This window comes from Mycobacterium colombiense, assembly GCF_003284975.1.
Classification (GTDB): Bacteria; Actinomycetota; Actinomycetes; order Mycobacteriales; family Mycobacteriaceae; genus Mycobacterium; species Mycobacterium europaeum_A.
Genome location: NZ_QMEU01000054.1, coordinates 1 through 12,265, shown reverse-complemented (window position 1 = coordinate 12,265; position 12,265 = coordinate 1). Strand labels below are relative to the sequence as shown.

The 12,265-nt window shown below is 68.6% G+C and carries 14 protein-coding genes; 9 read left to right on the top strand and 5 right to left on the bottom strand.

Annotated elements, in window-relative coordinates:
- Positions 1-12: 12 nt before the first annotated feature.
- From DQP58_RS16950 to DQP58_RS16940, 3 genes are read right to left on the bottom strand one after another with little or no spacing between them, the layout of a single operon-like run.
- Positions 13-861, bottom strand: coding sequence for an LLM class F420-dependent oxidoreductase (locus DQP58_RS16950; RefSeq protein ID WP_066866261.1), 849 nt, complete (start codon positions 859-861; stop codon positions 13-15).
- Between the two features lie 29 nt (positions 862-890).
- On the bottom strand, positions 891-2,432 hold the full coding sequence (locus tag DQP58_RS16945) for an ATP-binding protein (RefSeq protein ID WP_112709448.1): 1,542 nt from the start codon (positions 2,430-2,432) through the stop codon (positions 891-893).
- On the bottom strand, positions 2,429-4,123 hold the full coding sequence (locus DQP58_RS16940; protein ID WP_112709447.1) for an FAD-dependent oxidoreductase: 1,695 nt from the start codon (positions 4,121-4,123) through the stop codon (positions 2,429-2,431). Before DQP58_RS16940 ends, DQP58_RS16945 begins: the two co-directional genes overlap by 4 nt.
- A 263-nt stretch (positions 4,124-4,386) precedes the next feature.
- Here DQP58_RS16940 and infA point away from each other — a divergent pair, with 263 nt between their 5' ends.
- The 8 genes from infA (at position 4,387) to truA (ending at position 9,162) form a co-directional block, all read left to right on the top strand.
- A complete protein-coding gene (gene infA / locus DQP58_RS16935) occupies positions 4,387-4,608 on the top strand; it encodes a translation initiation factor IF-1 (protein ID WP_003418601.1) in 222 nt (73 codons plus the stop codon).
- Between the two features lie 52 nt (positions 4,609-4,660).
- Positions 4,661-4,774, top strand: coding sequence for a 50S ribosomal protein L36 (gene rpmJ, locus DQP58_RS16930; protein ID WP_003879483.1), 114 nt, complete (start codon positions 4,661-4,663; stop codon positions 4,772-4,774).
- A 197-nt stretch (positions 4,775-4,971) separates the two neighbouring features.
- Positions 4,972-5,346 (top strand): 30S ribosomal protein S13, encoded by a 375-nt coding sequence (gene rpsM / locus DQP58_RS16925; protein ID WP_066880444.1) that lies wholly within the window; start codon positions 4,972-4,974, stop codon positions 5,344-5,346.
- Between the two features lie 6 nt (positions 5,347-5,352).
- Positions 5,353-5,769: a 30S ribosomal protein S11 gene (gene rpsK / locus DQP58_RS16920; protein ID WP_008260256.1), complete on the top strand. Its 417-nt coding sequence runs from the start codon at positions 5,353-5,355 to the stop codon at positions 5,767-5,769.
- Between the two features lie 15 nt (positions 5,770-5,784).
- On the top strand, positions 5,785-6,390 hold the full coding sequence (gene rpsD, locus DQP58_RS16915; protein WP_112709446.1) for a 30S ribosomal protein S4: 606 nt from the start codon (positions 5,785-5,787) through the stop codon (positions 6,388-6,390).
- A 131-nt stretch (positions 6,391-6,521) separates the two neighbouring features.
- Positions 6,522-7,565, top strand: coding sequence for a DNA-directed RNA polymerase subunit alpha (locus DQP58_RS16910; protein ID WP_007773471.1), 1,044 nt, complete (start codon positions 6,522-6,524; stop codon positions 7,563-7,565).
- Positions 7,566-7,679: 114 nt separating this feature from the next.
- Positions 7,680-8,315 (top strand): 50S ribosomal protein L17, encoded by a 636-nt coding sequence (gene rplQ, locus DQP58_RS16905; RefSeq protein WP_112709445.1) that lies wholly within the window; start codon positions 7,680-7,682, stop codon positions 8,313-8,315.
- Positions 8,293-9,162, top strand: coding sequence for a tRNA pseudouridine(38-40) synthase TruA (gene truA, locus DQP58_RS16900; RefSeq protein WP_112709444.1), 870 nt, complete (start codon positions 8,293-8,295; stop codon positions 9,160-9,162). Before rplQ ends, truA begins: the two co-directional genes overlap by 23 nt.
- Here the strand turns inward: truA and DQP58_RS16895 are convergent.
- Both DQP58_RS16895 and DQP58_RS16890 read right to left on the bottom strand, forming a co-directional pair.
- Positions 9,159-9,794: a cutinase family protein gene (locus tag DQP58_RS16895; RefSeq protein WP_112709443.1), complete on the bottom strand. Its 636-nt coding sequence runs from the start codon at positions 9,792-9,794 to the stop codon at positions 9,159-9,161. The genes truA and DQP58_RS16895 overlap by 4 nt on opposite strands.
- A gap of 42 nt (positions 9,795-9,836) precedes the next feature.
- On the bottom strand, positions 9,837-10,670 hold the full coding sequence (locus DQP58_RS16890) for a cutinase family protein (protein WP_112709442.1): 834 nt from the start codon (positions 10,668-10,670) through the stop codon (positions 9,837-9,839).
- 178 nt (positions 10,671-10,848) lie between these two features.
- Here DQP58_RS16890 and eccB point away from each other — a divergent pair, with 178 nt between their 5' ends.
- Positions 10,849-12,228 carry a type VII secretion protein EccB gene (eccB, locus tag DQP58_RS16885; protein WP_112709441.1) on the top strand — a complete coding sequence of 460 codons (1,380 nt, stop codon included), beginning with the start codon at positions 10,849-10,851 and terminating at the stop codon, positions 12,226-12,228.
- Positions 12,229-12,265 lie beyond the last annotated feature (37 nt).

Below are 12,265 nucleotides of genomic sequence, written 5' to 3'. Positions count from 1 at the left end.
CCCCCTACGGTCTCAGGACTGCTTCAACCCCAGTGGCCCCGCCAGTTCGGCCAGCGCCGAGACCAGGTTTTCATCCTTCGTCAGGACCTGCACGGGGACGTGATCGGCGCCGGCGTCGAGGTGCTCGTTCAGCCGCGCCGCGATCTGGTCCACGGTGCCATACGCCACCACCGCGTCCACCAGGCGGTCGCTGCCGGGCCGGGTGACCTCGTCCTCGGTGAAACCCAGCCGCTTCCAGTTGTTTCGGTAGTTGGCGAGGTTGAAATAGATGTCGAGCGCCTTGCGGCCCACCGCCCGCGCCTTTTCGGCGTCGGTGGTCAGCACCACCTTGTGCTCGGGCGCCAGGAAGGCCGACGGACCGATGAGCTCGCGGGCCCGCGCGGTGTGTTCGGGGGTGGTCAGGTAGGGGTGCGCGCCGGCCGAGCGCTCCGCGGACAGCTTGAGCACGCGCGGGCCCAGCGCCGCCACCACCCGGCGGTGGGCGGGCACGCCGTAGTCGTCGAGTTGCTTGAGGTAGTCGGAGAGCGCGTCGTAGGGCTTGCGGTACTCGGTGTGCGCCTCGGGATGGCCGACGCCGATGCCCAGCAGGAACCGGCCGGGGTAGGCCGCCTCGATGCGGTGGAAGGATTCGGCCACGGGCCCCGCGGCAGCGGTCCAGATGTTGACGATGCCGGTGCCCACCTGCAACGTCGTGGTCGCTTCCAGGAGGGGTTCGACCCAGGCCAGCTCGGCAGGGGGTGAACCGCCGACCCACACGGCGCCGTAGCCCAGCGCCTCGATGTCCCTGGCCTGCTCGGGGGTGACGCCGCGTCCGAACGATCCGAACCGGCCGAGATTGGGTTTGCTCGCTGCATCGGTCATGGTTGTTCCCAACCTGCGCCCCGCGAAAGCTATTCCGAAACGGCCAGATCCTCGTCGGCATCGTCGAGATCGGTGGCCGCGACGTCGGCGACGGGCGCCGTGAGCGGGAGCAGCACGATGAACCGGGTGTCGCCGGGCACCGACTCCACCCGCAGGTCGCCGCGATGCTTCTTCACCACGATGTTGAACGCCAGGTCCAGGCCCAGCCCGGTGCCTTCGCCGAACGGTTTGGTGGTGAAGAACGGCTCGAAGATGTGCTCGCGGATGTCCTCGGGTATGCCCGGGCCGGTGTCGCAGATTTCGATGCGGGCCAGGTTGTCGCCCTCCCGGCAGGTGCGGATGGTCAGGGTGCCACCGGTGTCACGCATGGCGGCGATCGCGTTGTCGATGATGTTGGTCCACACCTGATTGAGATCGCCTGGATAGCAAGGGATTTCGGGAAGGGTTTGATCGAAGTCCTTGACGACGGTGATCGCCTTCGCGTGCTTGGCGCCGTCCTTGGTCAACCGGTCGGCGAACATCACCAGGGTGCTGCGCAGCAGATCGTGCACGTTGGTCACCTGGAACGGGGCGCGATCCATCTGCGAATATTGCTTGGCGTCGGCGACCAGCGCCGAAATCCGTTTGCTGGCTTCCAGAATCTGATTCATCAGCAGCTCGCTCTCGATGGTGTAGTTGATCCATCGGATCGCCTGCTCCAGCGATGTCGATGCGAGCTCCTCGGTGACCGCGGAGATCCGCTCCAGCCAATCGGTGTCGACGCCGCCCTCGACGAAGGTCGGCGCGATGTCCCACCCGCCGTCGATGCCGTGCGCTTCCAGCCAGTCGCCGACGGCGTCCTCGCGGTCGGAGGTCTCGAGCGCGCTCAAGTGCTGCCCCGATCCTGGAGCAGCGGACTTGGCGACCTGCTCGGCGACCCTCTCCTGCAGCCGCACCAAGGCGCTGAGCGCCTCGGGGGTGATAGTGCCGTCGGCCAGCATCGCCAGCTTGTGGCGCATGTTGGCCACCCGTTCGCGCAGATCCGCCGCCGACCGCGAGATCGCCGCCGCGGGGTTGTTCAGCTGATGCGTCAGGCCGGCCGACAACCGGCCCAGCGCCAGCAACTTCTCCCGGTTGTCGATGATCCGGCGGGTCCGGTCGGTGCCGACGGCGATGCCGTCGAGCAGGTGCACCGCCATCGGGAACTGGTCCCTCATGAACTGGGCGAACACCGGCGCGTCCATCACGAAGAAGCGCGACGGCTTGGTTACGTGCACCGACGCGTCGTAGCTCTTCTGCTTGCCGCCGGTGAACGCCCGCCACGCCCCGCAATACACGCCGCGCTGCGAGGTGCGGTTGGTCTCGATGTCCTGCCCGCCGGAGAGCTTGCTCATGGTCAGCTCCCCGTCGATCAGGACGTAGAAGCAGGTCGCGGGCTCGCCCTCGACGCAGATCGGGCCGGGTTCGTAGTGCTGAATGTGGCCGTTGGCGCACAACACCGCGAGCTGCTCGTCGGTCAGCGCCTCGAACAGGAACAGGCTGCGCAGCTCGTCGGGCTGACAGGGCATGGGCCGCGATTCGCTGGCGGTCATGATTCGGCCAGGTAGCGGTGGACCAGCATGACGGCCATCGACCCTTCACCGACGGCGGCGGCGACCCGTTTGGCGGAGGTCGAGCGGACGTCGCCGGTGGCGAATACGCCGGGCACGCTGGTTTCCAGGTGATGCGGCGGTCGTTCCAGCGTCCAGCCGCACACGTTGCGCAGGTCCGGTCCGGTCAGGATGAAGCCGTGGTCGTCGCGGGCCAGCACCCCGTCGAGCCAGTCGGTGCGCGGGGCGGCGCCGATGAAGATGAACATCCGCCCGCAGGTCACGTCCTCGATCTTCCCGGTGCGGTTGTTGACCAACCTCAGCTGCTCGAGGTGGCCGTCGCCGGTGGCGCGCTGCACCTCGGTGCAGGTCAGCACGTTGATCTTGGGGTTCGCCTCGATCTGCTGGATGAGGTAGTAGGACATCGACGCCGCCAGCGACGGGGCGCGCACCACGATGTTGACGGACTTGGCCGTCCGCGACAGGTACATCGCGGCCTGGCCGGCCGAATTCGCCCCGCCGATCACGTAGACCTCTTCGTCTTCGCACTCCGGGGCGACCGAGATGGCCGCGCCGTAGTAGACGCCGCAGCCGGTCAGCTCGGTGCAGCCCTCGGCCTGCAGCTGGCGGTAGGACACTCCGGTGGCCAGGATGACCGCGTGCGCGTCGATCGACCCGCCGTCGGCGAACCGCACGGTGCGCTTGGATCCGTTCACCTCGAGGGCGACGGCCTTGCGGGCGGTGATCAGCTCGGCGCCGAATTTCTCCGCCTGCCGCCGCGCCCGGTCGGCCAGCTGCCCGCCCGAGACCCCGTCGGGGAAGCCCAAATAGTTCTCGATGCGCGAGCTCTGCCCGGCCTGGCCGCCGGTGGCGATGTGCTCGATGAGCACCGTGCGCAGCCCCTCGGAGGCGCCGTACACGGCGGCGGCCAGGCCGGCGGGCCCACCGCCGACCACGATCAGGTCGTAGAACTCCTGCGACGGCGTGGTGGTCAGGCCCAGCGTCTCGGCCAGCTGCGCATCGGTGGGCTCGACCAGGGTGTCGCCGCGCTGGGTGATGACCACCGGCAGTCGCCTGCCGTCCTCGCCCGCCGCGCTGAGCAGCCGCTCGCCGGCGGGCTCGTCGGCCATGAACCAGGTGTAGTAAAGGCCGTTGCGGGCCAGAAAGTCGCGGACCTGCCACGACCGCGCCGACCAGCGGTGGCCGATCACCTTGGTGTGCGGGATCGGGTGCTCGGGCGCGGCGCGCCAGGCGTCCAGCAGCCCGTCGATGACCGGGTAGAACTTCTCTTCCGGGGGATCCCACGGCTTGAGCAGGTAGTGGTCCAGGTCGACGACGTTGATCGCGTCGATGGCGGCGTGGGTGTCGGCGTAGGCGGTGAGCAGCACCCGGCGGGCCGCGGGATACAGGTCCATCGCCTGCTCGAGGAACTCGATGCCGCTCATCTGCGGCATCCGGTAGTCGGCGATGAGCAGCGCGACGGTCTCGCCGCGCAGTTTGAGCTCCTTGAGCGTGCCCAGGGCGTCTGGCCCGGATTCCGCGCGCACGATCCGGTGCTCCTCGCCGTAGTGGCGGCGCAGGTCGCGGGCGACCGCCCGGGACACCGAGGGATCGTCGTCGACGGTCAGCATGACGGGCTTGCGCGGTAGGGCTGCGGCCTCTGGCGGGCCCGAGGGGGCCGAGGGGTTAGTCATCGGCGTTAAGTATGCGCTCGTCAGCGGCCGTGCGGGAGGTCCGCCCGGGAGGTCGAGAGTCGGGCCGCGTTCCGCCGACAGCGATTTTGGTGGAGGGCAATGACCAGGTATCGTGGAACAACGGTGCGGCATCCGCGCCGGCTTTTTGTGTGCCAAGTCCCTAGGAATTTCCTGTCACCGGCTCACGTTCCAAGTCGGTGCACTGTCGCGTCGACTAGGCGCAGACGAGAACGAAACTATATGACGAGGATTCTTAACTAGTTATGGCCAAGAAGGACGGCGCCATCGAGGTGGAAGGCCGGGTGGTCGAGCCGCTGCCCAATGCTATGTTCCGCATTGAGCTGGAGAACGGTCACAAGGTGCTTGCCCACATCAGCGGCAAGATGCGGCAGCACTACATCCGCATCCTGCCGGAGGACCGGGTGGTGGTGGAGCTGTCTCCCTACGACCTGTCCCGCGGCCGCATCGTGTACCGGTACAAGTGACCGCGCCTGAGCTCCAACAACCTACGAATAGACAGAACAGGATCGAACAGCCGTGAAGGTGAACCCGAGCGTCAAGCCAATCTGTGACAAGTGCAGGGTGATCCGTCGGCATGGGCGGGTCATGGTGATCTGCTCCGATCCGCGCCACAAGCAGCGCCAGGGCTGATCGGCCCCAGCACCGACACAACTGAATGCAGACCTCCCAGCACCACTGAGCTGCCTGGCGCGTCAAGCGCCAAAAAAGACGAACAGCGTCGCTCATCCACGCCCGGTCGGAGGCCGGGCCCTGAGCCCAAATTGTTTTTTGGGCAGGGAACGGGCTGGGAACAGACCTCCGCCTAGAAAAAAGAGGAAACGCCACCCATGGCTCGACTAGTAGGCGTCGACCTTCCGCGCGACAAGCGGATGGAGATCGCCCTGACCTACATTTTCGGCGTCGGCCGCACCCGGTCGAACGAGATCCTGGAAGCCACCGGGATCGACCGGAACCTGCGCACCCGGGACCTGACCGACGACCAGCTGACCCACTTGCGCGACTACATCGAAGCGAACCTGAAGGTGGAGGGTGACCTGCGCCGCGAGGTTCAGGCCGACATCCGGCGCAAGATCGAAATCGGCTGCTACCAGGGCCTGCGGCACCGCCGCGGCCTGCCGGTGCGCGGCCAGCGGACCAAGACCAACGCGCGCACCCGCAAGGGCCCCAAGCGCACCATCGCCGGCAAGAAGAAGGCCAGGTAACCCCCCATGCCACCAGCCAAGAAGGCAGCCTCCGCCCCCAAGAAGGGGCAGAAGACCCGTCGCCGGGAAAAGAAGAACGTCCCGCACGGCGCCGCCCACATCAAGAGCACGTTCAACAACACGATCGTGACCATCACCGACCCGCAGGGCAACGTCATCGCCTGGGCGTCGTCGGGTCACGTCGGGTTCAAGGGGTCGCGGAAGTCGACGCCGTTCGCCGCGCAGCTGGCCGCCGAGAACGCGGCCCGCAAGGCGCAGGAGCACGGCGTGAAGAAGGTCGACGTGTTCGTGAAGGGCCCGGGCTCGGGCCGGGAGACGGCGATCCGGTCGCTGCAGGCCGCCGGTCTGGAGGTCGGCGCGATCTCCGACGTCACCCCCCAGCCGCACAACGGCGTTCGCCCCCCGAAGCGACGCAGGGTCTAGGAGGAAAAGAACCCAATGGCTCGTTACACCGGACCCGTCACCCGCAAGTCGCGCCGGCTGCGCACCGACCTCGTCGGCGGCGACCAGGCGTTCGAGAAGCGCCCCTACCCGCCCGGCCAGCACGGCCGCGCGCGGATCAAGGAAAGCGAATACCTGCTGCAGCTGCAGGAGAAGCAGAAGGCCCGCTTCACCTACGGCGTGATGGAAAAGCAGTTCCGTCGCTACTACGAAGAGGCTGTGCGCCAGCCCGGCAAGACCGGTGAAGAGCTGCTGCGCATCCTGGAGAGCCGGTTGGACAATGTCGTGTATCGCGCCGGTTTGGCACGCACCCGCCGGATGGCGCGTCAGCTGGTCAGCCACGGACACTTCAGCGTCAACGGCGTGCACGTCAACGTGCCCAGCTACCGGGTGTCGCAGTACGACATCATCGACGTGCGGGACGGCTCGCTGAACACCGTGCCTTTCCAGATCGCGCGGGAGGCCGCGGGCGACCGCCCGATCCCGAGCTGGCTGCAGGTGGTGGGGGAGCGTCAGCGCATCCTCGTGCACCAGCTGCCCGAGCGGGCGCAGATCGACGTGCCGCTCGCCGAGCAGCTCATCGTCGAGTTCTACTCGAAGTAAGAGACTTTCGAGCCGGCCGGCTCGAAAACTTGCGGGGATCGCAAGCGCGGCGAAGCCGGGCGCAGCGGGTCACCGCGAGACAACACCGCGGCATCAAATAGCGGGTGCCGAGAAGGAGAAGAAGAAACACCATGCTGATCTCTCAGCGACCCACCCTGTCGGAGGAAGTCCTCACCGACAGCCGCTCCCAGTTCGTCATTGAGCCGCTGGAGCCGGGATTCGGTTACACCCTGGGCAACTCGTTGCGCCGCACGCTGCTGTCCTCGATTCCGGGTGCGGCCGTCACCAGCATCCGCATCGACGGCGTGCTGCACGAATTCACCACCGTGCCGGGCGTCAAGGAAGACGTCACCGCGATCATCTTGAACCTCAAGAGCCTGGTGGTGTCGTCCGAGGAGGACGAGCCGGTCACCATGTACCTGCGCAAGCAGGGCCCGGGTGAGGTCACCGCGGGCGACATCGTGCCGCCCGCCGGGGTCACCGTGCACAACCCCGACCTGCACATCGCGACGCTGAACGACAAGGGCAAGCTCGAGGTCGAGCTCGTCGTCGAGCGCGGCCGTGGCTACGTGCCCGCCGTGCAGAACCGCGCCTCCGGTGCCGAAATCGGCCGCATCCCGGTCGATTCCATCTACTCGCCGGTGCTCAAAGTCACCTACAAGGTGGACGCCACCCGCGTCGAGCAGCGCACCGACTTCGACAAGCTGATCCTGGACGTCGAGACCAAGAGCTCGATCAACCCCCGCGACGCGCTGGCGTCGGCGGGCAAGACCCTGGTCGAATTGTTCGGTCTGGCACGCGAACTCAATGTCGAGGCCGAGGGCATCGAGATCGGGCCGTCGCCGGCCGAGGCCGACCACATCGCGTCGTTCGCGCTGCCGATCGACGACCTGGACCTGACGGTGCGCTCCTACAACTGCCTCAAGCGCGAGGGTGTGCACACCGTCGGGGAGCTGGTCAGCCGCACCGAGTCCGACCTGCTCGACATCCGCAACTTCGGTCAGAAGTCCATCGACGAGGTCAAGGTCAAGCTGCACCAGCTGGGCCTGTCGCTCAAGGACAGCCCGCCGAGCTTCGACCCCTCGCAGGTCGCGGGCTACGACGTCGCCACCGGCACCTGGTCTTCCGAGGCGTCCTACGACGACCAGGACTACGCCGAAACCGAACAGCTGTAAAGGCCTCGGTGACGATGCGGCCAGGACCGGCCGCTGAGGAACCGGACACCGACAAGCACGTCCGTCCCGGCCCTACCTGATACGGGGGCCGGCCACTTCAAGGAGATAGTCGCAATGCCCAAGCCCACCAAGGGACCTCGCCTCGGCGGGTCGTCTTCGCACCAGAAGGCGCTTCTCGCCAACCTGGCCACCTCCCTGTTCGAGCACGGCCGGATCAAGACGACCGAACCCAAGGCGCGGGCGTTGCGGCCGTACGCGGAGAAGCTGATCACGCACGCGAAAAAGGGTGCGCTGCACAACCGTCGCGAGGTGCTGAAGAAGATCCGCGACAAGGACGTGGTGCACGCCCTGTTCGCGGAGATCGGCCCGTTCTACGCCGACCGCAACGGCGGCTACACCCGCATCATCAAGGTCGAGCCGCGCAAGGGCGACAACGCCCCCATGGCCGTGATCGAGCTGGTGCGGGAGAAGACGGTCACCTCCGAGGCCGATCGGGCGCGACGGGTGAAGGCTGCCAAGAAGGCCGACGCCCCGGTCGCGGCTGCGGCGGCACCTCAGGCTGCGGTCCAGCCCTCCGAAGCCGTCGGCCCGACGGCCGAGGAGGCCACGGCCGAGGAGACCACGGAGGCGCCCGAGGTTTCGGAGGCCACGGAGGCGGAGGCCGCCGCCGAGGAAAAGCACGACGAGGCCATCGAGGCGCGGGCCGAGGCCGAGAAGGCCGAAGAGGCTGACGAGGCTGACGAGAGTTAGCAACTCGGATTCTCAGGTCCGTCTGCGGCTCGATATCGCCTACGACGGAACAGGTTTCGCGGGCTGGGCCACTCAGGCCGGCCAGCGGACCGTGGCCGGGATTCTCGACGAGGCGCTGACGACGGTGTTTCGCACGCCGGTGCGCCTGCGCGCGGCGGGCCGCACCGACGCCGGCGTGCATGCCACCGGGCAGGTGGCTCACGTCGACGTGCCGGCCGACGCGCTGCCCAATGCCTACCCGCGCGCACCGCACGTCGGTGAGCCCGAGTTCCTGCCGCTGCTGCGCCGGCTGAGCCGATTCCTGCCCACCGACGTCCGCGTCGTCGACATCACCCGCGCGCCAGCGGGTTTCGACGCACGGTTCTCGGCGCTGCGTCGCCACTACGTGTACCGGCTCTCGACGGCGCCCTGGGGGGTGCAGCCGCTGCAGGCCCGCTACGTCACCGCGTGGCCGCGCCCCCTGGACGTCGAGGCCATGGCGACGGCGTCGCGAGACCTGTTGGGACTGCATGACTTTGCCGCGTTCTGCCGTCATCGCGAAAACGCCACCACCATCCGCGATCTGCAGCGCCTGGACTGGACCCGCGACGGTGACCTGATCACCGCGCAGGTCAGCGCCGACGCGTTCTGCTGGTCGATGGTGCGCTCGCTGGTCGGGGCGCTGCTGGCCGTCGGCGAACACCGCCGCCCGGTGTCCTACTGCCGCGGACTGCTCGGTGCCACCGAGCGATCCAGCGACTTCGCCGCAGCGCCCGCACACGGGCTGTCGCTGGTCGCCGTGGACTACCCGCCCGACGACCAGCTGGCCGCGCGCAACCTGATCACCCGCGACATCCGGTCCCGTTAGACCCGGGCCGCCACGAAAGTCGCTGCCTTGTTGGTCAATCCGGGCACGTAGCCCAGGTGCGAGCTCCACTGCAGGCCCGACGAGCAGATCGGGTCGCCCGGGTTGCACAGGTCGATGGTCTTGCCCTCGAAGTTGGGGGACAGGGCGCTCATCAGTTGACCGGCCCGGCCGGACGGGTTGCCGAACAGCGCGACCGCGGCGACGTGATCGGCGGCCGCGGGCGGCAGCGGCTGGCGGTAGCCGAGGCCGGACACCGGTGCGGCCGTGACGATGTCGACGACGGCGGCACCCTGCGAGTACCCGCCCAGCACCAGTTTGGTGCCGGGGCAGTTGGCGGCCATCTGCTGGATGTGGGTGCTGGCGTCGTTGGCGCCGTTGGCGGCGGCCAGGAAGTCTTTGCTTGCCGGGTAGTTCACCCCGTATGCGCCAACGCTTTTGCGGGTCTGCTCGCGCAACGAGCTGACGAAGGCACCGCCCACCTTGCCGACACCGGGCGGCTCGTCGGTGCCGCGGGCAAACACCACTTCAACGCCGGGGCACGATGCCGACGCATGCGGAACCAATTGGGGGGCAATCAATAACGCGCCCGTCGCGCCAATTCCGATGCCCAGCCCTAACGGGATAAGCCTCACACAGCGATGTTAAGGGGGCGTTGATAACCCGACGGTAACGATTTAGACGAGAGGTGCTTGCGGTGCGGCCGTGGTCGGGACGACCGGGCCGGTAGCGGGCCCCGGACTCCCGTCGTGAATCGACGGGCCCGAACCGGGGGTCTGCCCGTTGACCGGCGACTGCTGGCCGTAGCCGGGGGTCTGCGGACCCAGCGGGGGACCGAACGCGGGCGACTGCTGGCCGAGGCCGGCGGCCGCCAGCTTCTGCGCGACGAACGCCGCCGCCTGGGTGGTGTAGACGGGCACGTAGCCCTCGGTGTGCCCGCTCCACTCGTTGCCCTCGCCCGCGTGACAGATCGGGTCGTTGGGGTTGCAATAGTCGGCGGCCTTGGTGCCCAGCATCGCGCTCTTGGTGGGTAGCGACCCTCCGGCGCGGTCGGCCACGTCACCGAAGGTCACGACGGCGGCGATGTTGTTGGCGTACTGCGCGGGCAGGGTGTTGCCCCAGCTGATGCCGCCGATCGGGACGCCGGCCACGATGTCCATCACCGAGGCGCCCTGCGAGTAGCCGCCCAGCACGATCTTGGTGTTCGGGCAGGTTTCCACGCTCTTCTTGACCCGGTCGATGGTGTCGTTGGCACCGTCGCCGCCGTGCAGCTGCAGCTTGCTGGCGGCGTAGTTCACCCCGTACGGCAGGATGTTCAGGCCGCCCGTCTGCTGGCGCAGCGAGTCCACCAGGGCGTCGCCGACCCGGCCCAGGCCGGGGGGCTCGTTGGTACCCCGGGCGAAGATGACCTCGACGTCCGGGCAGTCGAAGGCGGAGGCCTTGGGAGCCGCGGCGGGGGTTGCGAGCAGGCCGGCGGCGATAACCAGGGCAGACGCACCCAGACCGAGCAAGCGGCCCGCTGACCGCGCGGTGCCCGCCCGAGGGGTACGTGTGCGGTGATTTTTCACCGGGCGATTTTACCCAATTTCTGGTCAACCGAAACGCCCACGACCTGTGGATAACCGCTCCGACGGTGCGAAACGGCGCCGTACCGTGGGCGTCGACGGATTGATCGGATGAGGAGATCTAGTGCCGCCTCGGCCGGCCACATGGCTACACGTCAGCGCCCACCGATATTTGCTGCGGCGCCTCGAAGGCGCGTTGTTGGGCGAGGGGGTGGCGGCGGCCTGGCCCGGGTCGCGTGGGCGCCGGGCGTCGCTGCTGTGCGGTTGTGTAGTCACCGCTGTCGCCGTGGCCGGCTGCGCGCTGCTGGCGGTCCTGCGACCACACGTGGCGCTCGACCGCGCGCCGATCGTGATGAGCCGTGAATCCGGTGCCCTCTTCGTCCGGGTGGGCGACGTCTGGCATCCGGTGCTCAACCTGGCTTCGGCCCGGCTCATCGCGGCGACGGCCGCCGACCCCCAGCCGGTCACCGATTCCGATTTGAGCGCCACCAAACGCGGTCCGCTGCTGGGCATTCCGGGCGCACCGGAGTCTCTCGGCAGGCCGCTGTCCCCGGACGAGATGGATTGGGCGATATGCGCTAGCACCGGCGCCGGCACCGCCACGGCCGTCATCATCGGCCCACAGTCCCAGGCGCCACCGGCGCACCGGGTGCCCGGCGGGGAAGCGATCCTGGTAGCGACCGCCGCGGGTTCGCCGGCCTATTTGCTCTACGACGGCCACCGCGCGCTGGTGAATCTCGACGACGCTGCTGTCGTGCGCGCGCTGCGCCTCGAGCGCCGGGCGCCGGTGACCGTCTCACCAGCGTTGCTGAACGCCGTGCCGGAGGCGCCGCCGATCGCGCCGCCGCGGATCCGCGGCAGCGGCGTCAAGGTGCCGGATCTGCCTGGGCTTCCGGTCGGCAGTGTGCTTCGCATCACACGCGCCGACGGCGACGAGTATTACGCGGTGCTGGCCGCCGGGGTGCAACGCATCGGCCAGGTGGCCGCCGACCTGCTGCGCTTGTCCAACCCGCAGGGCACGACCAACGCCGTCACCGTCGCCCCCGACGCCATCCGGTCCGCTCCCGTCGTCACCGAGTTGCCGGTCGGCCTCTTTCCCGACCGGCCGCCGACGCTCTCAGATCCCGCCGGCACGTTGTGCGCGAGCTGGGAGGGTCAGCGAACCGGCGTCGCCTTCCTGGCGCGGGCCGGGCTGCCCATCCCGGCCGGCCGGACGCCAGTGGCCTTGGCGCAAGCCGACGGCGACGGCCCCGCGCTGGACGCCGCGTATGTTCCGGCCGGGCGAAGCGCCTACGTGCGGGCGGGCGACAGCACCGGCACCCGCTACCTGATCACCGACACCGGCGTCCGGTTCGCCGTTCACGACGACGACGCCGCGCACGACCTCGGTCTCACCGACGCGGCCCCGGCGCCGTGGCCGCTGCTCACGCTGTTGCCGGCCGGCCCGGAGCTGAGCCGGCGGAACGCCTTAATCGCCCGCGATGCGGTCGCGGGCTCGTCGTAGGCGGTCTCGAGCGGCCCCGGCGGCCATCGCGATCGTC

Bases quoted from the DNA above. Each gene is read 5' to 3' on its own strand.
- DQP58_RS16950 (WP_066866261.1), bottom strand. From the start codon at position 861: ATGACCGATGCAGCGAGCAAACCCAATCTCGGCCGGTTCGGATCGTTC.
- rplQ (WP_112709445.1), top strand. From the start codon at position 7,680: ATGCCCAAGCCCACCAAGGGACCTCGCCTCGGCGGGTCGTCTTCGCAC.
- DQP58_RS16910 (WP_007773471.1), top strand. From the start codon at position 6,522: ATGCTGATCTCTCAGCGACCCACCCTGTCGGAGGAAGTCCTCACCGAC.
- DQP58_RS16945 (WP_112709448.1), bottom strand. From the start codon at position 2,432: ATGACCGCCAGCGAATCGCGGCCCATGCCCTGTCAGCCCGACGAGCTG.
- DQP58_RS16940 (WP_112709447.1), bottom strand. From the start codon at position 4,123: ATGACTAACCCCTCGGCCCCCTCGGGCCCGCCAGAGGCCGCAGCCCTA.
- rpsM (WP_066880444.1), top strand. From the start codon at position 4,972: ATGGCTCGACTAGTAGGCGTCGACCTTCCGCGCGACAAGCGGATGGAG.
- rpsK (WP_008260256.1), top strand. From the start codon at position 5,353: ATGCCACCAGCCAAGAAGGCAGCCTCCGCCCCCAAGAAGGGGCAGAAG.
- rpsD (WP_112709446.1), top strand. From the start codon at position 5,785: ATGGCTCGTTACACCGGACCCGTCACCCGCAAGTCGCGCCGGCTGCGC.
- infA (WP_003418601.1), top strand. From the start codon at position 4,387: ATGGCCAAGAAGGACGGCGCCATCGAGGTGGAAGGCCGGGTGGTCGAG.